Source organism: Winogradskyella echinorum, assembly GCF_014297365.1.
In the GTDB taxonomy this organism is placed as follows: Bacteria; Bacteroidota; Bacteroidia; order Flavobacteriales; family Flavobacteriaceae; genus Winogradskyella; species Winogradskyella echinorum.
Map to the genome: position 1 here is coordinate 412,699 of NZ_JACOQD010000002.1, position 25,331 is coordinate 438,029.

Annotated in this window: 19 protein-coding genes; 14 read left to right on the plus strand and 5 right to left on the minus strand. The window is 31.8% G+C overall.

The annotated features are described in order from the left end of the window. Positions 1–171: 171 nt before the first annotated feature. The 9 genes from tsaD (at position 172) to H8K90_RS09095 (ending at position 7,064) form a co-directional block, all read left to right on the plus strand. Positions 172–1,194, plus strand: a complete 1,023-nt coding sequence (gene tsaD, locus H8K90_RS09055) for a tRNA (adenosine(37)-N6)-threonylcarbamoyltransferase complex transferase subunit TsaD (RefSeq protein ID WP_186845639.1) — start codon at positions 172–174, stop codon at positions 1,192–1,194. A 1-nt stretch (position 1,195) separates the two neighbouring features. Next, positions 1,196–1,651, plus strand: a complete 456-nt coding sequence (locus tag H8K90_RS09060) for a heme-copper oxidase family protein (protein ID WP_186845640.1) — start codon at positions 1,196–1,198, stop codon at positions 1,649–1,651. Between the two features lie 100 nt (positions 1,652–1,751). After that, positions 1,752–2,381: a peptidylprolyl isomerase gene (locus H8K90_RS09065; RefSeq protein ID WP_186845641.1), complete on the plus strand. Its 630-nt coding sequence runs from the start codon at positions 1,752–1,754 to the stop codon at positions 2,379–2,381. 2 nt (positions 2,382–2,383) lie between these two features. Further along, complete coding sequence (locus tag H8K90_RS09070) at positions 2,384–3,088, plus strand: 16S rRNA (uracil(1498)-N(3))-methyltransferase (protein WP_186845642.1); 705 nt, start codon at positions 2,384–2,386, stop codon at positions 3,086–3,088. 1 nt (position 3,089) lies between these two features. Then, on the plus strand, positions 3,090–3,731 hold the full coding sequence (locus H8K90_RS09075) for a DUF4159 domain-containing protein (RefSeq protein ID WP_186845643.1): 642 nt from the start codon (positions 3,090–3,092) through the stop codon (positions 3,729–3,731). A 37-nt stretch (positions 3,732–3,768) separates the two neighbouring features. After that, positions 3,769–4,188 carry a hypothetical protein gene (locus tag H8K90_RS09080; RefSeq protein ID WP_186845644.1) on the plus strand — a complete coding sequence of 140 codons (420 nt, stop codon included), beginning with the start codon at positions 3,769–3,771 and terminating at the stop codon, positions 4,186–4,188. Positions 4,189–4,227: 39 nt separating this feature from the next. After that, positions 4,228–4,731, plus strand: a complete 504-nt coding sequence (locus tag H8K90_RS09085) for a TrmH family RNA methyltransferase (RefSeq protein ID WP_186845645.1) — start codon at positions 4,228–4,230, stop codon at positions 4,729–4,731. Between the two features lie 59 nt (positions 4,732–4,790). Continuing rightward, on the plus strand, positions 4,791–5,879 hold the full coding sequence (locus tag H8K90_RS09090) for an AI-2E family transporter (RefSeq protein ID WP_186845646.1): 1,089 nt from the start codon (positions 4,791–4,793) through the stop codon (positions 5,877–5,879). A 6-nt stretch (positions 5,880–5,885) separates the two neighbouring features. Next, positions 5,886–7,064 (plus strand): class I SAM-dependent methyltransferase, encoded by a 1,179-nt coding sequence (locus H8K90_RS09095; protein WP_186845647.1) that lies wholly within the window; start codon positions 5,886–5,888, stop codon positions 7,062–7,064. Here the strand turns inward: H8K90_RS09095 and H8K90_RS09100 are convergent. Beyond that, entirely contained in the window at positions 7,059–7,652 is a 594-nt protein-coding gene (locus tag H8K90_RS09100) for a hypothetical protein (protein WP_186845648.1), read from the minus strand. The genes H8K90_RS09095 and H8K90_RS09100 overlap by 6 nt on opposite strands. A gap of 92 nt (positions 7,653–7,744) precedes the next feature. Further along, on the minus strand, positions 7,745–9,220 hold the full coding sequence (locus tag H8K90_RS09105) for a glycoside hydrolase family 28 protein (RefSeq protein ID WP_186845649.1): 1,476 nt from the start codon (positions 9,218–9,220) through the stop codon (positions 7,745–7,747). Positions 9,221–9,452: 232 nt separating this feature from the next. On the opposite strand from H8K90_RS09105, the gene H8K90_RS09110 reads away from it, so the two are divergent. The 4 genes from H8K90_RS09110 to H8K90_RS09125 are packed head-to-tail and all read left to right on the plus strand — an operon-like array spanning position 9,453 to position 17,400. Beyond that, complete coding sequence (locus H8K90_RS09110) at positions 9,453–11,648, plus strand: rhamnogalacturonan lyase family protein (RefSeq protein ID WP_186845650.1); 2,196 nt, start codon at positions 9,453–9,455, stop codon at positions 11,646–11,648. Between the two features lies 1 nt (position 11,649). Further along, on the plus strand, positions 11,650–13,005 hold the full coding sequence (locus H8K90_RS09115; protein ID WP_186845651.1) for a rhamnogalacturonan acetylesterase: 1,356 nt from the start codon (positions 11,650–11,652) through the stop codon (positions 13,003–13,005). 12 nt (positions 13,006–13,017) lie between these two features. Further along, positions 13,018–15,876 (plus strand): glycoside hydrolase family 2 protein, encoded by a 2,859-nt coding sequence (locus tag H8K90_RS09120; RefSeq protein ID WP_186845652.1) that lies wholly within the window; start codon positions 13,018–13,020, stop codon positions 15,874–15,876. Positions 15,877–15,894: 18 nt separating this feature from the next. Further along, on the plus strand, positions 15,895–17,400 hold the full coding sequence (locus H8K90_RS09125) for a rhamnogalacturonan acetylesterase (RefSeq protein WP_186845653.1): 1,506 nt from the start codon (positions 15,895–15,897) through the stop codon (positions 17,398–17,400). Between the two features lie 104 nt (positions 17,401–17,504). Here H8K90_RS09125 and H8K90_RS09130 read toward each other — a convergent pair whose 3' ends face one another. From H8K90_RS09130 to H8K90_RS09140, 3 genes are all read right to left on the minus strand, one after another. Continuing rightward, on the minus strand, positions 17,505–18,671 hold the full coding sequence (locus H8K90_RS09130; RefSeq protein ID WP_186845654.1) for a T9SS type A sorting domain-containing protein: 1,167 nt from the start codon (positions 18,669–18,671) through the stop codon (positions 17,505–17,507). A gap of 93 nt (positions 18,672–18,764) precedes the next feature. After that, positions 18,765–20,228, minus strand: coding sequence for a RagB/SusD family nutrient uptake outer membrane protein (locus H8K90_RS09135; protein ID WP_186845655.1), 1,464 nt, complete (start codon positions 20,226–20,228; stop codon positions 18,765–18,767). Between the two features lie 8 nt (positions 20,229–20,236). Next, positions 20,237–23,320 (minus strand): SusC/RagA family TonB-linked outer membrane protein, encoded by a 3,084-nt coding sequence (locus H8K90_RS09140; protein ID WP_186845656.1) that lies wholly within the window; start codon positions 23,318–23,320, stop codon positions 20,237–20,239. Positions 23,321–23,585: 265 nt separating this feature from the next. Between H8K90_RS09140 and H8K90_RS09145 the strand changes: the two genes are divergently transcribed. Then, a complete protein-coding gene (locus tag H8K90_RS09145) occupies positions 23,586–25,226 on the plus strand; it encodes a right-handed parallel beta-helix repeat-containing protein (protein ID WP_186845657.1) in 1,641 nt (546 codons plus the stop codon). Positions 25,227–25,331 lie beyond the last annotated feature (105 nt).

The window sequence follows — 25,331 nt, forward strand, 5'->3', positions numbered from 1 at the left end:
AAAATATAGCTTTACATCAGGAACCACTTCGTTAATACATGAATTTTTGAATTTGATTTTTTTGAATTTTCAAACTAAAAAAATCATGTACTTTTGTCTATAACTATACGTTGTTAAATATAGTATTAGACTACATGTTGTAAAATTAACAATTATAGTGCCATATCGACTATGAAAAAAGAAAATGTTTATATCCTTGGTATTGAATCTTCTTGTGATGATACTTCTGCAGCTATACTATGTAACGACCGTATTTTAAGTAATGTTGTAGCTGACCAAAAAATACATGCAGAATATGGTGGTGTTGTTCCAGAATTAGCATCTCGTGCTCACCAACAAAATATTGTTCCAGTAGTACACCAAGCTATAGAAAAAGCTGGTATTTCTAAAGACCAATTAAATGCGATAGCTTTTACTAGAGGTCCGGGTTTAATGGGCTCACTTTTAGTAGGCACGTCATTTGCTAAATCTTTAGCCTATGGTTTAGATATTCCTCTAATTGATGTCAACCATATGCAAGCGCATATTTTAGCACATTTTATTGAAGAAGATGGTCATAACAAACCACCGTTTCCTTTTTTAGCCATGACTATTTCTGGTGGACATACACAAATAGTAAAAGTGACAAATCATTTTGAAATGGAAGTTTTAGGCGAAACCATTGATGATGCTGTTGGAGAGGCTTATGATAAAAGCGGAAAAGTATTAGGCTTGGGTTATCCTGCAGGACCAGAAATAGACAGACGCGCACAACTTGGCAATCCGAAAGCCTTTCAGTTTACTAAACCAAATGTAGATGGTCTTAACTTTAGTTTTTCTGGGTTAAAAACTAACATTCTCTATTTTGTGCAGCGCAAAACAAAAGAAAACCCAAACTTTATTAAAGAAAACCTTAATGATATTTGTGCCTCAATACAGTACACTATTATTGGTATTTTAATGAATAAGTTAAAGCTTGCTGTAAAACAAACTGGCATAAAACATATTGCCATTGGTGGTGGAGTTTCTGCCAATTCTGGTATTAGAAAAGCACTAAAAGATACTGAGCAAAAACATGGTTGGACTACTTATATCCCAAAATTTGAATACACTACAGATAACGCAGCAATGATTGCAATCGTTGGGTATTTAAAGTATTTAGAAAAAGATTTCGCGGATTTTGATGTCATGGCTACTGCGCGCTTGAAGATTTAATATGAAGAAATTTTTAGTACCAATATTTTATTGGACTGCAACGACATTGTTTCTTTTATTAGCAATCTATTGGCACAACTATAATGATGCAGTTTTTGATATAAATATTCACGATACTTATTATGTAATTCATAATGCACATGCTTCCATATTATTGGCAGTTATATATGCTTGTTTGGGATTAATTTATTGGATTACAATAATTAGTAAAATAAAGATAAACAGTTACTTTACTCAAATTCATTCAATAATTACTTTAAGTATTATACCTATTTATTTTATTGGGTATTATATTTTAGAAAACCGCGAACAATCTCAATTTCCATTATTTGATGACACTTTAAGTTTAAATAATTTTTTATTCATTATTTGGTTGGTTTTTACACTCTCTCAACTCATTCTTATTGTTAATATATTTATCAGTTTAGTAAAGTTTTTTATTAAGAAAAAGTATTAAAACCTCTAATCTTCATATCGATTAATTATCCGTTTTATTTTTAATTTCTCATAAATTTTAGTTCTTTTGTAGATAACCCTAATTAACAAATCCTACTAAAATGAAATATGTATTACCGCTTATACTTTTCATTCCGTTATTCTGTATTTCCCAAAACACGTTAGAAAAACAAATGGATTCTATTACAACTACAGAAGCTGCAACAGAATTTTTAAAAGTCAACAAACCAGAAGATGGAAAGGTTTACACTTACAACAAGGAAAAGCATAAAACCAAATTAGCCAATGCGCTTTTTAAGCTTTCTATTGGAGACAAGAAAGTATTTAAAACTAACTTTAAAAAAACCTTTTATAAGGTTATTAATAAAACTGAAGTTGACCATTGTAAATTTAATATAATTGTATTGGATGGTAAAGACACTTCAAACCAGTCTGCAAAGATTATACGTAACAAAGTCTTATCTCAGTATAATGAAGGTTATAAATTTATGGAATTAGCTAAACTTCATTCGTCTTCACCGACTGCAAATATGGGAGGCGATACAGGCTGGATAAAACTTGGTGAGATTTCAGAGGCTTTTGATAAGGAAGCTTTTAATAAAGAGCGTGCCATTAACGAAGTCTTTACTATTGATGATTTAGAACACAAAAAGTATTACATTGTAATAAAAACTCAAGACAAAAAACCGATTGAAGAAATTACGGTTTTAAAATTCACTGAAGACATTTAGCAATGCAATTATTTTTCAATTCTAACATTTCTGAAAACGATGCTAGCTTTAGTTTTGACAAAGAAGAAAGTCGACATATTATTAAAGTATTACGTAAAAAAACTGGCGATAAACTTCACATTACCAATGGGGAAGGATGGTTATTTGAAGCTAAACTAACCTTAGCAGATATTAAACATTGTTCTGTAAATATCTTATCTAAATCTTTACAAAATAAGCGCACTTATAATCTACATTTAGCTGTGGCTCCAACAAAAATGAACGATCGTTATGAGTGGTTTTTAGAAAAAGCTACTGAAATAGGAATTGAGACGATTACACCTATTATCTGTGATCATAGTGAACGTAAGGTGGTAAAAACTGAACGTTTAGAAAAAATCATTCAGTCAGCTATGAAACAATCATTGCAATGTTACTTACCTAAACTTAATGCTCCTATTGCCTTTAAGGACTTTGTGAATCAAGAATTTTCTGGACAAAAATTTATTGCGCATTGTGAAGAAACTGATAAAAAATCATTAAAGTCTCAACTTAAAGCTAATAATGATTATGTTATTTTAATTGGTCCTGAAGGAGACTTTAGCGTTAAAGAAATCGAAATGGCTTTGCAGCATAATTTTATTCCTGTAACTTTGGGTAACACACGCTTGCGAACAGAAACTGCTGCCATTGCTGCTTGTCATTCTGTTGCATTTACAAATGAATAACATGAAATTCTTTTTTACTTTATACTTTACACTTTTTACTTTTTTACTTTTTTCTCAAGAAGTAGCCATCCTAAAATACAAAGGTGGTGGAGATTGGTATAGTAACCCAACTGCTTTGCCAAATTTGGTTAAATATTGCAACGATAATATTGATACTAATATTAACGAGAATATAGAAACTGTTGAAGCTGGTAGCATAGACATATTTCAGTTTCCTTTGTTACATATGACAGGTCATGGAAATGTATTTTTTAGTGATGAAGATGCTGAAAACTTAAGAAACTATTTAATATCTGGTGGTTTTCTTCATATTGATGATAATTATGGAATGGAACCTTACATTACAAAAGAACTGAAGAAAGTCTTTCCTAATAGTGATTTGATTGAAATCCCTAAAGATCACGCTATTTTTAATTCAGCATATAATTTCCCTAACGGATTACCAAAAATCCATGAGCACGATGGCAAAGCACCACAAGCCTTTGGTATTTTTCACGAAAGTAGATTGGTGTTATTGTTTACATTAGAAAGTGATTTAGGCGATGGTTGGGAAGACCAAGAAGTACATAATGATCCAGAAGATGTACGCGAAAAAGCTCTTAAAATGGGAGCTAATATTGTTAAGTATGCTTTTGAACACTAAATGCAATATATTAGAAGAGTAATTAATTTAAAAAAAGATGAAAAATATATACTTCTACGCTCTATTAATTACTTTATTGTCTTGTAATAATTCTGATCGATTAGGTAAGTGCTCATTAGTATCATGTCTTAATGGGGATATTATAAAATTAGAATTTATAAGTAATGAACAAAATATTTTTGAAACTAGTCCTCCAACCGATTTTACAATAACTCAAAATAACTTGCCTATTCATTTTGAGTTCACAATTGATTATCTTGTTAGTATAGACCTTGGGGATAGTGATCCTATACAAATAATTATTGACGATACTCAATTGAATATGGAAATTTCATCAACATATATTGAACGTGAGTGTTGTAGTGGGATTAGAGTTGATAGCATAATAATTAATAATTCAGAAATATGTACAAGTAATGAATTGTGTGATGAAATTATACAAATCAACATTGACTAGTGTCGTAATAATTTTTGCCTTAAATAGAAATTAAAAAAATTGCAACTAACCCACCGCACGTCCAACTTCAAAAAACTAAAACACCCAATCACTATAGTTTGTGATAACATCACCAATGCTCCAAATATTGGTAGTCTATTTAGAATTGCTGATGCTTTTGGCATCGAAAAACTAATTTTTTGTGGTAAAAATGTTTCACTTGGTAAACGCATGACAAAAACATCACGTTCTACAGAAAAATATGTAGATCATAAAATTGAAACCAATATAAACAGCGTAATAACAGACTTAAAAACTAAGAACTACTTTTTATTAGCTTTAGAGATTACAGAAAATAGCCAAGAGTTAAGTCAGTTTGCATTAAACACTAATCAACCCATTGCAATAATTCTTGGAGATGAAAACTTTGGAGTTTCTGAAGACATTTTAAATCAATGTGATGCCGTTACACACATTAATATGTATGGCAATAATAGCAGCATGAATGTAGTGCAAGCAACAAGTATTACACTTTACGAACTCACTAAACAACTTAATTCTTAAAATGTAATGCTAATTTAATTATATCAACTTATTTAAATAGCATTGATTATATTTATCAAATGAATTCAAAAATAATTGCAAACGGAATATTAAGAGCACTTGGCATCATAGTTGGTATCACTTTAATTCTTCTTTTCCTATATAAAATTCAAACTGTAATTATTTATTTGGTAATTGCTGGTGTTTTATCATTAATTGGCAGACCTATAATGATTTTATTAAAGCAAAAATTAAAGTTTAATGAAACACTTGCCGTAATAATTACCATGCTGTTTTTCTTAGTAATAGTTACTGGCATTGTAAGCATGTTTATACCTTTAGTTATTGAACAAGGTGAAAATTTATCATTATTAGACGTCGATGCACTACAAACTAGTATCGAAGATATTTACATACAATTTATAGAGCATTTTGGACTAAATGAGCAAGATGTTGAGACATCGATTAATGATTCTAAACTGATGTCTAAACTAAATTTTGGGTTTATACCAGATTTCTTAAATACATTTATAACAGGGCTAGGTAGTTTTAGTATAGGTTTATTTTCAGTACTATTTATTTTATTCTTTTTCTTAAAAGACAGTAAGTTATTTTCGAGTTCATTGTTGACGTTATTTCCAAAATCAGAAAATACAAGACTAAAAACTACACTATCAAAAATTAGAGAGTTATTGTCGCGCTATTTTGGCGGATTAGTTTTACAAATTCTAATTCTATTTACTATTTATTCTATTACCTTATTCATATTTGGAATAGAAAACGCTATTGTCATTGCTACATTATGTGCATTACTAAATATAATTCCTTATGTAGGGCCACTTATTAGCGCTTTCTTAATTTTATTACTTTCCGTAAGTAGTAATCTTGGTGAAGATTTCAGCTCTGTAATTTTACCAAAAGCTACCTATGTTATGATTGGCTTTATAATTGCCCAATTAGTTGATAATTTCTTTAGCCAACCTTTTATATTTTCAAAGAGCGTAAAATCCCATCCTTTGGAGATCTTTCTTGTAATTATAGTATTTGGTCTATTGTTTGGAATCACTGGTTTAATCATTGCTATTCCACTATACACAACCTTAAAAGTAATCGCTAAAGAGTTTTTTAGTGAGTATAGAATTGTAAAAAAACTAACAAGAGACTTATAATTTAGTTTGAATTTAGATGTTTTAAATACAGAAATTCAAGAATTTATCGATGCAAATATTAAGTCAGATATTTCGAGTCTACTGCTAAAAGGTATACCTCTTAATTATATAAATTCGAAAGTAATTATTGAGCAAATTGAAGCTAAAAAACGTTGTCAAAAAAAGCTTCCCACATGGTTTAATACAGAAAACATTTTTTATCCAAACAAGCTTAATATAGAGCAGACTTCTTCAGAAATAACTGCAAAGTATAAAGCTAATTTAGTTTCTGGACAAACCTTAATAGACTTAACAGGTGGTTTTGGTGTAGATGCTTATTATTTCTCTAAACAAATAGAAAACGTTACACATTGCGAAATTAACCCAGAACTTTCAGAAATTGTAACACATAACTATAAAGCCTTAAATGCTTTCAATATTACATGTAAAAACGACAGTGGTATTGATGTATTAAAACAATTAGATCAACCTTTTGATTGGATATACATTGATCCTTCTAGAAGAGATGATAGCAAACAAAAGGTGTTTTTACTTTCAGACTGCACACCAAATATTAAAACGTTTCAAAACTTATTTTTAAAATATGCTAAGCATGTGATGATAAAGACATCACCTTTATTAGATTTAACTGCAACACTTTCTGACTTGAAACAAGTAAAAGAAATACATACTGTAGCTGTAAATAATGAAGTAAAAGAATTATTGTGGTTATTAGAACGTGATTATGAAGGTGAAGTTTTAGTAAAAACTGTAAATCTTCAAAAAGAAAACACCCAAAATTTTCAATTCAATTTTAAAAATGAATCTACTGCTCATGTAGAACACAGTGCACCACTCACCTATTTATACGAACCTAATTCTTCGATATTAAAAGCTGGAGCATTTAATTCTGTCAGCCAAAAATTAAAGGTTAACAAATTACATAAGCACTCACATTTATATACTTCAGAAACATTAATTGACTTTCCTGGAAGGCGATTTAAAATTGAAAAACAGTTAGCATTTAACAAAAAAGAATTTGCCAAAGAAAAGATTACTAAAGCCAATATAACAACTAGGAATTTCCCATTGTCAGTAAATGATATTCGTAAAAAATTGAAAGTAAAAGATGGTGGTCATCTGTATTTATTTTTTACTATAAACATAAACAACGAAAAAATTATTCTCGTTTGCTCAAAACTATAAGAACCCTTTTTGCGCAACAAGCATATCTTTACCCCATAGTTTTACTAAATAAGAAATATCTATAGGAAAAAATGACGAAGAGCCATCTGAGTTATATTTCACTGGGCATTCTATGCGATTAGTATCAACTATTTCGCATCTATTTTTATTATTATCGGAAATAAAAATGGCACCCGAATCTAACTTTTCGTAAACTTTCTTCAAGTCGATTATAGCATATTTAATAAAGCTCGATGCATTATTGACATCATCTTTAGACCTGTCAATAATACCATAGGTAAAATAATGAGCTTTCATTTTATAATATTCAGACTCATGTCGCTCTTCAATTTTATTTTCATCTCTTCGGTAGCGAATGGTAAAATCCGAAAAATTCTCATATTGCTTTTCCCTAAAACGTTCTTGCACACTCATTATAGCATCATTATTTCTAAAGACATAATCAATACCATCCATCATATCAATATACTTGGCATAATCTTTTCTCAATTGAACTTCTGACCAATTTAGAGGTTTATAAATTAATGGTATAGCCAATTTTTTATGGACGTAATTAGTAAAAGCTCTATCGGATTTATACTTGGACATAATAGATCTAAAATAATAAAAAACAACTAAGCCTTACTATTTCTAGTAAGGCTATAAGCAGAAATTAATCAAAAAATAAACAATAATCTTAACTATTCATTCTGTTTCTTATACATTTTAGAAGTAAAATTAATACTGTCTGTGTTTTTTAGAATCACCTTAGAACCATCCTCAGTCTTTAAGGTTACATTATTTAGTTTCCAATTAGCACTATAGTTAATTTGTCCTGCAGTTTTGGCTTGAATGGATACATCAATTAATGTAATATTTTCAATAATAGAATTTTCTAATCCGTTTACATTAATTGCTCTTTCTGCTCCTTTAACATCTATATTATTAAGGGTGATATTTCTAAATGTTGGTATTCCCTTTGATTCGGGCTCAACTTTATTCAACATTTTTTTCCAATGCACAGGTATTGAGTCTGGATTAAATTCCTTTGGTAGTTTAGAATAACTATAAGTTGGATTCCAATTCATGGAAACCTCCATAAAGGTTCTTACACTATCCATTTTTATATTTTCTAAATAAATATCTTCAACCACACCTCCTCTAGTTGTTGCCGATTTTATATTTAGTCCATTCTTAGTTCCTAAACCCTTTATGTTAGACACATATACATGACGGATACTTCCTGATGTCTCACTACCCAAAGTAAATAAACCAGCTCCTTGTCTAGCTATACAATCTCTAATGACAACATACTCAGTAGGCTTGTTAACACGCTGACCATCCCAATCTCTACCAGCTTTCAAGCAAAAATTATCATCGTTACAATCTATATCGCAATTTTGAACTAGTATAAATCTAGAAGAGTCTATATCTACACCATCCGTGCTTGGGCCATGACCACCAATATTATTTCTAATCGTAAGTCCATCAACAGTAATATATTCAGAATATAGCACTTGCACAGACCAAAAACCAGCTTTTTGAATATTTAAATCTTTAAGAAATATATCTTTTGAATTTGAAATAAGAATCGTTCTCGGTCGTTTAGCGTCGTAATCCACAATCCAACGTAAGCCTCTTGGCTCGTAATCATTTTTCCTTAAATCCCAATAATAATCCCAAAATACTTTTCCTTGACCATCAATAGTTCCTTCTCCTCTAATGATAACGTTTTCCTGGTTTCTTACATTGATTAACGCAGCTGGCCATTTCATCTCTAAACCCGCAATTCTAGTGTCAATTTCTTTATAGTCTTCAATATTCTCACTACCTAAAATAACAACATCCTTAGGAACAACAAATTCAATATCTTTACTTATAAAAATAGAACCTGTTAAGTATTGACCTGGTTTAAAAGTTACAACTCCTCCTCCATTTTTAGCACATGCATCTATTGTTTTTTGGATCGCTTCTGTATTTAAGGTTTTACCATCTCCAATTGCACCAAAATCATTTACTAAAAAAATATCATCTTTTAATGTAAATTCTTTAGAACCTACTTTATCTATCCAATCAGGTTGAGTTGAAGTTTTAGGTTTTTTTGATTCTGCTTTGTCCTTACAGCTGAACAGCATTAATCCAGTAATTAAGATTAAAGTGAGTCTAAGAAATTTCATAAAAGTTTATTGTTTATATGATTGGCATAAACCTACGAAAGCTTTTCAGAAAATCTATCCTGTTCTTACAGGTAACTAAACTTACCTGAAAGCTATCCGTGTAAATTAAATGAAGTCATCATAGTACAGGATGGTCTTTTTTAATTAACTCGTTAGATTTGAGTAATACTATTAAAAAACAATTGAGATAAATAAATAGCAATTAAATCCTTTAGAAAAGCACTAATGTAGTATGAAAAAATCCTTACTCAAATTTAAACCGACGAGTAAACTTAATCCTTATAAAACGTTTAGTTTATTTATTTTAATTACACTTTTAAGTATCACTAACGCTTCAGCTCAAAAGCAAATGGAAACGCTTAATCGTGGTGTGCTAGCTGTGCGAACAAGTAGTACAGAAGTATTAGTGAGTTGGAGGATATTTGGTCCGGAATTTACAAATGCATCATACAATGTCTACAGAGGTACAACATTACTTAATAGCACACCAATTTCTGGTGCTAGTAATTTTATAGACACAATTAGTACAGACAGTAATTACAGTGTTGCTGCTGTAATTGATAATGTAGAACAAAGCTTATCGCAACCTGTTGATGTTTGGAACACATTCTATAAGAGTATTCCACTTTCTCGACCTGCTGGAGGCACAACTCCAAACGGTGATTCTTATTCGTATTCTGCAAATGACGCTTCTGTTGGCGATTTAGATGGTGATGGTGATTATGAAATTGTATTAAAGTGGATGCCTTCAAACTCTAAAGACAATGCACATGATGGTTATACTGGTAATACAATATTACAAGCCTTAGAAATGGATGGCTCAGTTTTATGGACTATAGATTTGGGTAAAAATATTCGATCTGGTGCACATTATACTCAGTTTATGGTTTATGATTTAGATGGTGACGGTAAAGCAGAAGTCGCATGCAAAACAGCAGATGGCACCACAGATGCTTCAGGAACCGTTTTAGGAGATATAAATGCCGATTATAGAAATAGCCAAGGACGAATTCTTTCTGGTCCAGAATATTTTAGCTTATTTTCTGGTGAAACAGGAAACTTTATTACTTCACAAGATTATATACCTGCAAGAGGATCAGTGTCTAGTTGGGGAGATAACTACGGTAATAGAGTTGATAGATTTTTAGCCTGTGTAGCTTATTTAGATGGTGCTAGGCCAAGTCTAGTATTTGCAAGAGGTTATTACACGCGTGTTGTACTTGCAGCTTATGATTATAGAGACAACCAATTGACTAATAGATGGATATTTGACACCAACGATTCTGGAAACGAAAGTTGCTTTGCTCAAGGTAATCACAATATAACCGTTGGAGATGTGGATAATGATGGAAAAGATGAAATTCAATATGGTTCTTGTGCTATTGACGATGATGGCACTGTATTATATTCCACAGGATTTGGTCATGGTGACGCAAGTCATTTAGGTGATTTTAATCCTAACAGAGCTGGTTTAGAATATTTTATGGTTCATGAGGTAGCAAATGGCTCAAGCATTCCTGCTTCAGATTTTAGAGATCCTTTAACTGGTAACGTACTTTGGAGTGTTCCTGGTAGTGGAGATATTGGTAGAGGGTTAACTGCAGATATAGACCCAAATTATTTAGGTGCAGAAAGTTGGAGCTCTGACGGCACAGGTGTTTATAGTGCAACAGGTCAATTAATAACAACTACTTACCCAACAACTGTTGGAAATGCGCAAACATACAACATGGCTGCTTGGTATGATGGTGATTTATTAAGAGAATTGGTAGATAAAACCGTAATTACAAAATGGAATGCTACTACAAGTTCTACAGACAGGTTGCTTACAGCGTACAATATTAGCGGCACAACAAGCAATAATGGAACAAAATCCAATCCTTGTTTAATAGCTGACATTCTTGGTGATTGGCGAGAAGAAATTATATGGCGGAATAATACAAATACAGCATTAAATATTTTTACTACACCAAACGTTACAACACATCGTATTTTCACTCTTATGCACGATCCGCTTTACCGTACGAGTATTGCTTGGCAGAATGTTGGTTATAATCAACCAGCACATACAAGTTTTTATTTAGGTGATGGCATGGCAATACCAAACGAACCGAATATTTACTTAATCGATGAAACATTATCAACAGACAATTTAGAAGAAGTAAAGTCATCATTGATGCGGGTTTATCCAAACCCAAATAATACAGGCCTAGTTCATATTAAAGCTTCAATAGCTTCTAACAGTAGTGTAAAAGTTTCGATTTATAATATTTATGGGTCAGTAGTTGCCATGAAAGATTTTGGGAATCATAGTAGCAACATGGATTTTAATCAATCTATGGATGTATCAAAATTGAGCTCAGGTATATATATGATAGAGATACAATCTGGCACTCAACGCCAAACAGCAAAATTAATCCGCAATTGATATGAAGTCTATGTGTAATAATTATAGTCGTTTATTTATAATTTTAACATGGTTATCCTTTTACTGTTCAAACTGTTTTTCACTACCTCATTATACTATTGAAGATCCAACAGATAACCCTAAAAAGTTGTGGTTATTCAATTTTGGTAAAGAAAACTCCGAAACTAAAGGCATAGCAATAAATGATATTATTAAGTATAGTCGCGAAAGAGGTTATGGTTTTGATTTTAATACTGCTAAAAACATAAACTTAAAAGCAGAAGGTTTTGAAGCAATAAATCCTGTATATTTTTCAATAGAACTTCCAGAAGGAAATTATAAAGTAACAGTAAAGTTAGGAAGTTTTCAAAAAACCACTAATACGACAATTAAAGCAGAATCACGAAGATTAATGTTGAAAGAACTATCTCTTAAAAAAGGTGAAACCATAGATACATCATTCAATGTAAGCCTTAGAAATAAAAAAATAGATGATCTAAATGAAGTTAATCTTAAAGAAAGAGAAAAAGCAGAGCTAAATTGGGATGAAAAACTAACCATAGAGTTTCTTGGAGAAGTAGCTGTTAAGCAAATTAAAATCGCCAAAATTGATACCATAGCCACATTATTTCTGGCTGGTGACTCAACTGTAACCGACCAAGATTTAGAACCTTGGGCATCCTGGGGACAATTTATCACTAATTATCTCAACGAAAATATTATTGTAGCAAACTATGCTTCTTCAGGTGCTTCTTTAAGTTCCTTTAAATCCAGTAAAAGGTTAGACAAAATACTTTCACTACTCAAAAATGGGGACTATGTATTGATACAGTTTGCTCACAATGATGAAAAACAAAAAGGTAAAGGTATTGGTCCATGGCAATCATACAGTAATTTGCTTAAAGAATTTGCAATAAGCATAAAGCAAAAAGGAGGTATACCCATATTTTTAACACCTGTTCAACGACGCTTTTTTAATTCAGAAGGTATTCTAAAATCAACCCATGGTGAATATCCTAGCGCAATGCGAAAAACTGCAGAAGATATAGATGTTAAGTTAATTGATCTCACCGAAATGACAACCAAAATGTATGAAGCTTGGGGAATAGAAGATTCAAAAATAGCATTTGTACAATACCCAGCAAATACATTTCCAGGACAAACTGAAGACCTAAAGGATAATACACACTTTAACAGCTTTGGGGCTAATGAAATTGCATTATGCATTATACAGTATCTAAAAGATGAAAAATTTGATTTAGCAAACTTTATAAAGTTAACCACACCTATATATAGTCTCAATAACCCTAATAATTATACAAATTGGACTTTACCAATGAGTATAAGATTCAACAATACAAAACCCGATGGTAATTAATAAAATCTCAAAATGAAAGCTAAACCAATATTACAATTTCTCTTAACTACAATGCTTTGCTTTTGTATAAAACTCAACGCACAGGAAACCGAAATCATGTACCTCTCCGGTAAAGACTTTAAAAACCCTGTGGAGTGGGATTTTATGTGTACAGATGGTTATAATAGTAAAACTTGGACTAAAATTAACGTGCCATCTAACTGGGAATTAGAAGGTTTTGGTGAATATACTTATGGCAGATGGTATAAAGAATTAAACCAAGAAGCCCCAAGTAAAGAGGAAGGGTTTTATAAGTATACATTTAGTGTTCCTGCTCATTATAAAGACAAAAATGTAACCATTGTATTTGGTGGCGCGATGACAGATACTGAAGTGAAAATAAATGGTAAATCTGCTGGTGAAATCCACCAAGGTGGTTTTTACGAATTTAAATATAACATTACCTCTTTGCTAAAATATGGAAGTGAAAATGTTTTAGAAGTTAAGGTCTCTAAACATTCTGCAAATGCTTCGGTAAACAATGCAGAGCGTAAAGCCGATTGGTGGTTGTTTGGTGGTATTTTTAGACCAGTATGGTTAGAAGCTGCACCAAAATCTTACATCAAACATTTTGCTGTTGATGCTAAAATGGATGGTTCGTTATTAGCCGAATTAGACCTTGTTAATATTCCAAAAAACTCACAAATTAAAGCAACAATTAGTGCTCATGGTGCAGATGATATTTTTGAACCAAAATTATTTCATGTAGAAAAAAATAAAACAAAACATACAATTAGCGCCATATGGGATAATATAAAAACATGGAATCCTGAGTCTCCTAATCTATACACACTAGAACTTTCATTAGTTAACAACGGAAAAATAATTCATACAACACAATCTAAAATTGGTTTTAGAACTATAGAATTTCTTAAAAAAGATGGCATTTATGTCAATGGAAAAAAAATCTTAATGAAAGGAATTTGTAGACATAGCTTATGGCCAGAATCTGGTCGAAGTACGAGTAAGGATATAAGTTTATTAGATGTTAATTTAATGAAGGATATGAATATGAATGCTGTCAGAGTTCACTATCCACCAGATGATCATTTTTTAGAAATGACCGATTCTTTAGGCTTATTTGTTTTAAATGAATTAACAGGTTGGCAAAATCCTTATGACACCAAAGTAGGCACAAAACTTATAAAAGAGATGGTACAACGCGATGTTAATCATCCTTCAGTAATTATATGGGATCAAGGTAATGAAGGTGGCTGGAATGATGAAATCGATTCAGTATTTAAAAAATACGACCCACAGAATAGAATTGTAATTCATCCTTGGGCAGATTTCGATGGTTGGGACACACATCATTATCCAACCTATTTAACAGGAATGCACCGTTTTAATAATGGTGAAAATGTATTTTTTCCGACAGAAACTATGCATGGTACATATGACAACGGCATAGGTTCTGGTTTAGAAGATTTTTGGAAACGTTATAAACAAAGTCCGTTGTTTGCAGGCACATTTATTTGGGCTCTAATAGACGAAGCAGTTTTAAGAACTGACTGGACAGGTGATGAAAAATACGATTCTAAAGGTAACTTAGCTGCAGATGGAGTTTTAGGACCTCATAGAGAAAAGGAAGGCAGCTTTTTTACGGTAAAAGAAGTGTGGTCGTCAATTCAATTTCAACCTAAAACAATTACTACAACTTTTGATGGATCGTTTTTTATAACCAACGAGTACACCTATACCAATCTCAACAAATGCAAGCTAACGTATCGTGTTACTAAAGCCAATAAAAATAGTATTGATACTAATGCAAATGCCGAAATTCTAATCGAAAAATCTATCAAAATCAAATCTATTGAACCTGGTGAGACCAGAAAAATTAGTTTTGATGTTCCAGAAAATTTTTACGACGGAGATTGGCTAGAGATTACAGCACACGATGAACACAATAGAGAAATATATACTTGGTCTTGGCCAATACACAGAGCAGATTATTATGCCCAAAAGTTCTTAAATGAAACTGCTGCAACTAGTAAATCAACTATTTCTAAAGCCAATAAAGAGGTTACATTGAAAAACGAAAGTGTAACCTTAAAATTAAGTACAACAACTGGCGAGATTATAACTATTGAAAATAAAAATGGTAATGTTCCCTTTAATAATGGACCAAAACCAATTGGTATGAAGGCCAATGTAAAACAAATATTAACTCAAGTAACAGATGAAGCAGTAATTTGTACGGTAGAATATACAGGAGGAATTCATTCTGCAGAATGGACATTATTTAATGATGGAAGACTAAAACTGAAAATGATTTTTCTAAAAAATGCAGGCAGAACAAATGGTTTTGACGGTGCTTTTTATGAAGGAAATATTAATAAGTTCGGGATAACATTTGATTTTCCTGAAGAAGGAATTGAAGGAATTAAATGGATTGGCAATGGACCATATAGAGTTTGGAAAAACAGAATTAAGGGTACCACTTTTGGATTATGGGAAAAAGACTATAACACTACAATAACAGGTGAAAGTTTTGATAAATTAATATATCCTGAATTTAAAGGATACCATGCTAACCTTATTGGCGCTAATCTTAAAACTAAAACTGGCAACCTTAAATTCTTCAGTGAAAATGATAAATTATTTTTAAGATTATTTACACCAGACTTGCCAAAGAATTCAATTTCAAAAGTATTTCCGCAACCCGAATTTCCTGAGGGTGATATCTCGTTTATGTATGAGATTCCTGCAATGCGATCGTTTAAACCCATAGAACATCATGGGCCCGAAAGTCAACCAACAAATATTAGAATAAAAAAAGGAGATGATGGCATTCCTATGACTTTATGGTTTGACTTTAGAAATTATCAATAATAATTTATAGATTTAATAATGAAGATATTAAAAATAAGCATTGTACTGTTTGCTGTACTTTTATTAGTCAATTGTAATTCAAAGCAAACCGAAAAACCTACGGTTTATACTGTCGGAGATTCTACTGTAAAAAATGGAAAAGGCGATGGATATGGTGGTCTTTGGGGATGGGGAGATTTTATTGGGCAATATTTAGATACTACAAAAATAAATATTGAGAATCATGCACTTGGTGGTACAAGTAGCCGTACTTACAGAGATTTAGGGCTATGGGAAGCTGTACGGAGTAAATTAAAAAAAAACGATTATGTCCTTATTCAATTTGGACATAATGATAATGGGCCCATAAATGACACCATAAGAGCAAGAGGTACCATAAAAGGTATTGGTAACGAAACTGAGGAAATAAATAATATGATTACTGGTAATCATGAGATTGTTCACAGCTATGGTTGGTATATAGAAAAAATGGTCAATGAAGCTCTAGAAAAAGGTGCTATCCCAATTATAATGTCACCAATTCCAAGAAATAAATGGGAAGGAAAAAAAGTTCCTAGAATTAATAAATCCTATGGCTTGTGGGCAAAACAAATTGCCGAAAAAACAAATACTACGTTTATAGATTTAAATGATAAAATGGTATCACAATTAGAGCAATTGGGAGAAGCAAACACTACTGGAACGTATTTTTATAAACGCGATCATACGCATACCTCAGCAAAAGGTGCGGTTATGGCAGCTTCAATTATTATTGAGGAAATCAAAAAAACGGATAGCAGTTTAAAGCAATTTTTACTTTCAAATCCATTGGTTCAGCTTCCAAAGAAAAAAAATATATTCTTAATTGGTGATTCTACAATGGCGAACAATAATGATAAAAATGCCGTAGGTTGGGGCGTTCCATTTTTAAAATATTGCGATACAACACAAGTAAATATTTACAATAAAGCTAGAGGTGGGAGAAGTTCTAGAACTTTTGTTAATGAAGGCCTATGGGATAAGGCAAAATCTGAGTTTCAAAAAGGAGATGTGATTTTTATTCAGTTTGGGCATAATGATGCAGGTCATATAGACACTAAAAAATTTAGAGGTTCTTTAAAGGGTATTGGAAATGAAACACAAATTGTACAACGAGATAGCATAGAAGAAACTGTACACACTTTTGGTTGGTATCTATCAAAAATGATAAAAGACACAAAAGCCAAAGGAGCTATGCCTATTGTTTTAAGTATAACACCAAGAAATGAATGGCCAAGCAATGTGGTTGAGCAAAGAGATAGTACATATGTAAAATGGGCTAAGGAAGTAGCAGAAAAAGAACAAGCGCTATTTATTAATTTAAGTGATATTGTTGCAAAAAAATACCAAGAACTAGGTAAAGAAAAGGTAAAATATTTCTTCCCAAAAGATCATACACATACAGGAATAGAAGGGGCAGATTTTACTGCAAAAAGTTTGGCGGAAGTACTTAAAACATCAAAAGCAATTGGCTTAAGAGGTTCGATTATTAACTTAGATTATTAAGTTAAAGCCTTATTGAAAGCTTTATTTTTAAACTTTGAAAACCTAAAAATTAAAAAGGTCTCATTAAGAATGAGACCTTTTTTAAGCTGTAGAAATTATTTCGATTACATTACTAACAACTTAACTGATTTTTGTCCTTCAGCAGTAGTAATAGTAGCTAACCAAAGACCAGTATTAAAATTAAATTCAAGATCTTCATTAGTATTAATCGTTTTCACTAAGGATCCTGTGATATTATAGATTTTAATTTCAGTTTCTAATTGAACATTAGAAACAATTACTCTATTATCCACAGCTCTAACTATTGTTGAAACTTTAGTAGCATCATCAACACTTAGTACACCCGTAATTTGAATAGGAACAGAAACAAGACTATTGTAGCTAGTAATACCATTATCTGGTTGTGTAGCGTTTGGACGTCCAATTTTAAAAGAAACATTGGTCATACCATTTGCATCAATATCTTCTGCATTGATATTATCTTTTTCTACTAAATGATACGTAACACCTTTGTTACTCCAAAAAATTCTCGACTCAGGTATATCTCTACCTCTGCCATCTAATGCAGATACTTCGTTGTAAAGCACCTCGCTAATAAAGCATGGAAAACTACCCCAATTAACGGTTCCATCACCTGTTCTTGCTTGGATAGCATCTACAAATAACTGATAAGGATCACTTGGATAATTAGTTGAAGGAACTAATCCTATCACTAAAAGTGCCGTTTCTTCTGTAGGATAATTTTCATAAACACGCGTTAATAAAGTCATATCATCATTAATCGGATCAGCTATAGCTGAATCTGGATTTAATTCATCATCAATATAAACTGATGGAATTGCTCTAGATGAGCTAAAGCCAGTACCATCACTAGTAATAACTTTTACCGAATAAGATGTTGGTCTACCAACATCGAATGCGCCATCACCAGTATAACCAGTAGGTGAATTTGTATCATCTGTCCATACTTGAGAATCATCAACAAATACAACACTTCCAGAAGATCCGTCAGTAATTCCTTTAGCAATTCTTGTTCTACCATTTACACGGTTATCACCATAACTTCTATAAATTTCTACTTCAGCTATGTCTGCTAAGACACCAGCATTTTCAGTAAGACTCAAAGTAAAAGTTACACCAGATGTATTGGCTACGGTAGTATATTCTGCATAAAATGCCACGCCTAAAGTATCTCTAACAGTATTAACTGTTTGAGAATACATTACAATAGAAAATATTGCAAATAAAAAAGTAAAATAATTTTTCTTCATAATTTATTGAATTTAGATTAATTAGTTTGAGTTAATCACTGAAAGTCAAAACAATTTATTAACTCGTTTATATAGATTAATATTTAATTATTATTAATACCCTGGATTTTGTGTATACAATCCTTCTCTTATTTGCATTTGAGAAAATGGAATTGGATATACAAGTTTGTTTTCGTTTATTGTAATACTTTCGTTTATCATTGTAAAAAAATCATTCATAACATCTACCGCTTGCTCTGATCTAACAAGATAATGCCAATACTGACCTTCACCAACAAATTCATACCTATACTCACTTTTTAATAGTTCATTAAATTCTTGAGCATTTACTGGATTTGCATTTGTAAGACCTGCACGAGAACGAGTCATGTTAAGACTTTGAATGGCTTGTGTTGTAGGGCCGCCATTTTTTAAATTCAAAGCTTCTGCATGCATTAAATAAATACTTGCGGGTCTTATAATAGGATAGTTATGTGGCCAATCGCTTCTACTTAAAAGATTAGGAACTTCGTCTGTCTCAAACCATTTTTTAATATAATTATCTTGTTGCTGAAGAAAAAAGTTATTCGTATATACAGTATCTACACTGGCATTAAATCTAAGGTCATTTTCTTGATCGAAAGAATCAATTAAGTCTTGACTTGGACGAATTTGAGGCACACCTCCATTAAAAGGAAACTGCAAAAAATTACTTGATAAAAATTGAGATGGAAATGTAGCACCAATACCTGCTGTACCAGATACATACTGCACTTCAAACAAAGAATAAGTATTGTCATTTTCTACCTTAAATAAATCTTCGAAATTTGAAGCCCAATTTAATGTTGGTATTAACTCTTCAAATAATGCAATTGAAGCATCTAATTTTGATAAATCTTGCACAGGATAACTTGCCCATGTTAAATATAACTCTGCCAATAAAGCCTTAGCCGCTCTTTTGGTTGCTCTACCCTCTTCACCAGGATAACTATCAGCTAGATTATCTATTGCTATGTTTAAATCTTCCTCTATAAAGGCATACACCTCTTCAGTTTCTGACTGGCCTATTGATACTCCTTCTTCTGGAGACAATGTTTCGTCAACTATAGGAATTCTACCAAATGTTCTAACTAAGTTATAATGAGCATAAGCGCGTAGAAATCTAGCTTCTCCTCTACTTTTAGTATTAAATTCTTGGTTTGGTAAATTTAATTCATCTAGAACCTCTAAAACTTTATTTGCTCTAGCAATAACAACATAACCGTATTGCCATGCATCCTCTACAGTAACCATTACTTGAGATACATTAAACCTAGAAATATCGACTGCATCTCTTTGAGCATTAGAAATATTAAAATTGATATTATTAGACCTAACTTCACTTAAATAAATATTATACAACTCCGGATATCTTCTCAATTCGGCATAAACTCCAGTTACTGCAGCAGAAACATCGTCCTCATCTTGAAAAAATTGAGTACTATCAATGGCGTTTGGATTTTCTAATACTAAATAATCGTCACAAGACACAAAAATAGTTGCTATTAATACGATTAAGATATATACTTTTTTCATCATTTATATTTTTAAAATTCTAAATTTATTCCTATTGATATCACTCTAGATAATGGATACCCTCCATAATCACCGCCATCTGTATTTAGTGCTTCTGGAGAAAAACCAATATCATAGTTATCTACCATAAAAACATTATCAGCAGATACATAAACTCTAAATTTATCAATACCTTCTATTATATTTTCTGGTAAAGTTGCTGATAATGTAATGTTCTTAATTTTCCAATAAGTGGCATCATATAACCATCTAGAATCATAGAGTCCCGCTGTAGTACCATCAATTCTTGGAGTAACACCATCACCAGTATCGGTTTCAGATCTCCATCTATTTTTCCAATGAGCAGGTCTATTATGTAATGTAGCTCCACTCGGGTTATCTATAGCTCTTCCTATTAAACCGTAAACCTCACCTCCTTGCTGACCTTGAATAAGTATTGATAAATCCAAAAACTTATAACTAAACGAATTGGTAAAACCCCAATAAAAGTCTGGTTGAGGACTACCTACAATAGTTATATCTTCTTCATTTATAACCCCATCTTTATTAACGTCTCTATACCTTACATCACCAGGAATAGTATTTGCCATAGATGGAAGATTATCAACCTCTTCTTGATTTTTATATACACCAATAGCATCGTACATATAATAAGAAAAAGCTGCGCTACCGATTTGATGAATTTGCGTTCTGTTTTGAAAACCTGTTGGTATTGGTGTACCATTAGGACCTAAAGCCTCAATTTCATTTTTATTGTGAGAGAAATTTAAATTTGTATTCCATTTAAATTCATTTACTAAATTTTTAGTAGTTAATTCTATTTCATAACCTTTATTTCTCATAGCACCTATATTAGTATATCCGCTAGAGAATCCTGTTGATAAAGCTACAGGCACATCTAGTAACATACCTGATGTTTTTTTATCGTAATAATCTACTGAAAGAAAAACTCTATTCTTAAATAAACCTAAATCTATACCTATATTAGAAGATAACGTTTTTTCCCACCCTAAGTCTGTGTTTTCAATAGATCCAATGGCATTTCCAAAATTAACACCTTCATTAAATGAGTAATTAGCTGTAGCAATATTACCAAAAGCTCTATATAATGGTATACTATTATTACCTGTTTCTCCAAAACCATATCGAAACTTCAACATACTAATTGAATTTACATTTTCCATGAAAGATTCTTTATCTACTCTCCAACCCACAGAAAATGATGGAAAAACTCCATAGAAATTATTTTTACCAAATCTAGAAGATCCGTCTCTCCTTATACTTCCTGAAAATAAATATCTATCGTCATAATTATAATTAACTCTTCCGAAAAAGGATAGTAACCTATCTTGAGAAAATTGGTAATAACTAGTACGAACATTTGATGTTACTTCATTAAAAGTTACTAAAACATCATTATTAATTTGGTTATGAATTTGTCGTGATGCATCTCTCCATCTAGATTCTATTGCAGATCCAACTAGAGCACCAAAAGAGTGCTTACCCAAAGTCTTATCATAAGATAATATACCTTGAGCAACATATTTATTATCTCTATAGGTGTCCAAACGAGCATTACTCAAAGAACCTTCTTCCTCGTTTGTATTTCTTGAGGCTATTCTAGTAGGTATATACCTATGAAAAGTTCTAGACGCACCATAGTATGAGCCTTCAGCTCTAGCATTTAACCCTTTAATAATTTCATAATTTAAGGATATGTTAGTTCTAACACTCATTTGTCTATCTTTTTGATGTAACTCTCTCAAATAAGCTATCGGACTAGTTTTAGAACCTGCCCATTGATACGTAGGGTAAGGGTAAGAACCTGTATTAATACCTGCATCTTCTTCTACAACTGGTGCCATTTCTAAAGCGTAATGAACTTGAGCATCTTTACCCGAAGTTCCACCTCCTGTATTAATTGAAGTTGTAGGAGAAACATTAAATGCTAATGAAAGTTTTTCATTAAATTTTACATTTATATTAGATCTAAAATTTAATCTTTGATAATCTGTGTAAGGAATAATTCCTTCTTGACTCAAAATAGTTCCAGATATATAATATTTAATATTTTCAGAACCACCAGATGCAGTAATTTGATGTTCTTGTATTCCAGCTGCTCTAAATAATTCATCTTGCCAATCAACATAAGTTAAGCCTTCACCAGTATCCCATCTAGGATCAGAAACATAGTTAGTATTAACTTCACCACCAAGTTGCGAAAGTCTATAGTCATAGGAGTCATCTGCCGTATAAGGAATACCTCTCTGAATTCCTAAATTAACCCAAGCCTTGTTTTTAACTTCTCTATTAATATCAATCCATTCTTCTGCAGTTAATAAATCTATTTTTCGCTCTACAGTTTGAATTCCATAATAAGAATTAAGAGTAAATTTTGTTTTTCCACTTTCACCTGTTCTTGTGGTTATGATAACAACTCCATTAGCTCCTCGTGATCCATATATTGCAGCTTGAGATGCATCTTTTAAAACACTTATAGATTTTATATCGGCAGGAACCAAATCAGAAATATCCTCCGCAGGAAAACCATCTACAATATACAAAGGTTCTGTTCCTGCAGATATTGAAGTTCCTCCGCGGACAGAAATAGATAATGGAGCACCTAACTCACCTGTTGTTGCTCGCACACTCACACCTGCTATTTGTCCTTGTAACGCTTGCTCTACCCTAACAATTGGTCTATCTTCAATGGATTTTGAAGTTATTGAAGAAACTGCACCTGTTACATCTGTCTTTTTAGCAGCACCATAACCTATTAATACTACCTCATTTAATTCGTTAAGATCCTCAACAAGCACACAGTTTACTTGTAATTTACCATCAATAGCTATTTCTTGTGTTTTATAACCTAAATAAGAAAAAACTAAAATGTTTTCGTTTGATGGTACCGTTATGGAATATACACCATCAAAATCTGTGACTGCTCCAACATTTGTACCTTTAACAATAACACTCACTCCTGGTAATGGTGAATTATCTTCACTTAATCTAACTGTTCCTGTAACCACAGTTTGAGCAAACAAAAAAGATGTTGATATGGTTAATATGAATAGAAATATTAGTTTATTTTTCATGTGATTTATTTTAGCTTAGTTTAGTTTAACAGATCTTTTTTTTATAAACTCTGTCCAAAGATTAGTTTAGGATATAACAAATCTATGTTTTGTTTAAGAATTGTCTATCCTGTAGAATCCTGTTAAAAATAACTTTTATTATAGAATGCCTAAGTTTGTATAAAATAAATTTATAAAGATGCAATTATATCCTGTAAACATTAACGATATCACAATGTGTGTTTAAAAAATATTTTTTCGAATTATCCTATTAACTTTAAAAATTATGAGAAATAAAACAATAATAAACCTGGTATTTTTTGCTATTAATGTAATCGGTTACGCTAACAACTTTTATGTTGCGCCAAATGGATTAGACACAAATACGGGTTCAATAAATAATCCGCTCGCTACAATTCAACGAGCACAAGAATTAGCTGCCTCAGGTGATACTGTTTATATACGCGGTGGACTTTATATGATGCAAGAAAGCCAAATTGCTAGATACGAAAGTATTTGGGCTTATGTAACAGAACTAGATAAAGATGGTATTAATTATTTTGCTTATCAAAATGAAAGACCAATTTTTGACTATACAAATGTTACACCTGCAGACAAACGTATATTCGCATTCTACATAACAGGAGATAATATTCATATAAAAGGTATTGATGTTACTGGTGTACAGGTTACTATTACTTCTCACACTCAGTCAGAATGTTTTGAAATCAACGGAGGAAGTAATAACACTTTAGAAAATATAAACATGTATGATAATATGGCTATTGGCGTCTATATATTAAGAGGCTCTAATAACCTAATTTTAAATTGTGATGCATACAGAAACTGGGATTCTGTATCTCAAGGTGGTACTGGAGGTAATACAGATGGTTTTGGTGTGCATGTACGCAATGGAGATACAGGTAATATTCTTAGAGGATGTAGAGCTTGGTTGAATAGTGATGACGGATTTGATTTAATAAATTCTGGTGAGCCAGTTATTATTGAGAATTGTTGGGCGTTTTATAATGGATATTCTTCGAGTACAGGAGATCTAAATAATTTATCTAGCCGTGGTGATGGCAATGGCTTTAAGGTTGGTGGTTATGGTGCAGGTGGTACTCCTTATTATACAATTTTACAAAGGTATGCTCCAATCCCATCCAATACAGTGCAGTTTTGTATTGCAGCGGGTAATAAACAAAGTGGTTTTTATGCAAATCACCATTTAGAAGGAAACAATTGGTATAATAATAGTGCTTATAAAAATAAACGTAATTACAATATGCTAAATTGTGAAGAATTGAGCTCTTCTGGTTACGATGTGGATGTACCTGGTTGGAATCATGTTTTAGCTAATAACTTAGGATTAAGTGCTACACTAGTAGAATTAACTAATATTGATATACCTGAATGTACTTTGACCAATAATTACTTTGACCTTAGTGTTACTGTTAATTCTGCTGATTTTTATAGTCTTAATGAAGATTTGTTAATGCTTCCTAGGCAAGCAGACGGTAGCTTACCTGATATTGATTTTATGAAAATTGTACCTTCTAGTGATCTATTAGATGCTGGAGCAGACATTGGTTTTCCTTTTGAGGGTTCTGCACCAGATTTAGGACATAACGAATATAATGTTGCACTTAGCGTCACTGATTTTAATAACGAAGTTGAATTTTCAAACTACCCTAATCCTTTTGTAGATGAAACTAAAGTAGTTTTTACTCTAGACCAATCTGACAAGATTAGTCTTTCTGTATACAATTTGCTAGGTGTTAAAGTTTATGACTTGCCAGAACAAAATTTTGTTACTGGTAAAAATTCTATCACTATAAAAAGAGGATCGCTAGCCTCAGGTAATTATATTCTTGCCTTAAAAGGATCAAATAATCAATTAGTATCAAAAATAATTACGGTTCAATAGCGTTGTATTCCAACATATATTAAAATGATAATAGCTGCTTCTATTTATAAATAAAAGCAGCTATTCGTTTTATGAATTATAGGGAATAATATAGATACAAACATC

Bases quoted from the DNA above. Each gene is read 5' to 3' on its own strand.
- tsaD (WP_186845639.1), top strand. From the start codon at position 172: ATGAAAAAAGAAAATGTTTATATCCTTGGTATTGAATCTTCTTGTGAT.
- H8K90_RS09060 (WP_186845640.1), top strand. From the start codon at position 1,196: ATGAAGAAATTTTTAGTACCAATATTTTATTGGACTGCAACGACATTG.
- H8K90_RS09065 (WP_186845641.1), top strand. From the start codon at position 1,752: ATGAAATATGTATTACCGCTTATACTTTTCATTCCGTTATTCTGTATT.
- H8K90_RS09070 (WP_186845642.1), top strand. From the start codon at position 2,384: ATGCAATTATTTTTCAATTCTAACATTTCTGAAAACGATGCTAGCTTT.
- H8K90_RS09075 (WP_186845643.1), top strand. From the start codon at position 3,090: ATGAAATTCTTTTTTACTTTATACTTTACACTTTTTACTTTTTTACTT.
- H8K90_RS09080 (WP_186845644.1), top strand. From the start codon at position 3,769: ATGAAAAATATATACTTCTACGCTCTATTAATTACTTTATTGTCTTGT.
- H8K90_RS09090 (WP_186845646.1), top strand. From the start codon at position 4,791: ATGAATTCAAAAATAATTGCAAACGGAATATTAAGAGCACTTGGCATC.
- H8K90_RS09100 (WP_186845648.1), bottom strand. From the start codon at position 7,652: ATGTCCAAGTATAAATCCGATAGAGCTTTTACTAATTACGTCCATAAA.
- H8K90_RS09105 (WP_186845649.1), bottom strand. From the start codon at position 9,220: ATGAAATTTCTTAGACTCACTTTAATCTTAATTACTGGATTAATGCTG.
- H8K90_RS09110 (WP_186845650.1), top strand. From the start codon at position 9,453: ATGAAAAAATCCTTACTCAAATTTAAACCGACGAGTAAACTTAATCCT.
- H8K90_RS09115 (WP_186845651.1), top strand. From the start codon at position 11,650: ATGAAGTCTATGTGTAATAATTATAGTCGTTTATTTATAATTTTAACA.
- H8K90_RS09120 (WP_186845652.1), top strand. From the start codon at position 13,018: ATGAAAGCTAAACCAATATTACAATTTCTCTTAACTACAATGCTTTGC.
- H8K90_RS09125 (WP_186845653.1), top strand. From the start codon at position 15,895: ATGAAGATATTAAAAATAAGCATTGTACTGTTTGCTGTACTTTTATTA.
- H8K90_RS09130 (WP_186845654.1), bottom strand. From the start codon at position 18,671: ATGAAGAAAAATTATTTTACTTTTTTATTTGCAATATTTTCTATTGTA.
- H8K90_RS09135 (WP_186845655.1), bottom strand. From the start codon at position 20,228: ATGATGAAAAAAGTATATATCTTAATCGTATTAATAGCAACTATTTTT.
- H8K90_RS09140 (WP_186845656.1), bottom strand. From the start codon at position 23,320: ATGAAAAATAAACTAATATTTCTATTCATATTAACCATATCAACATCT.
- H8K90_RS09145 (WP_186845657.1), top strand. From the start codon at position 23,586: ATGAGAAATAAAACAATAATAAACCTGGTATTTTTTGCTATTAATGTA.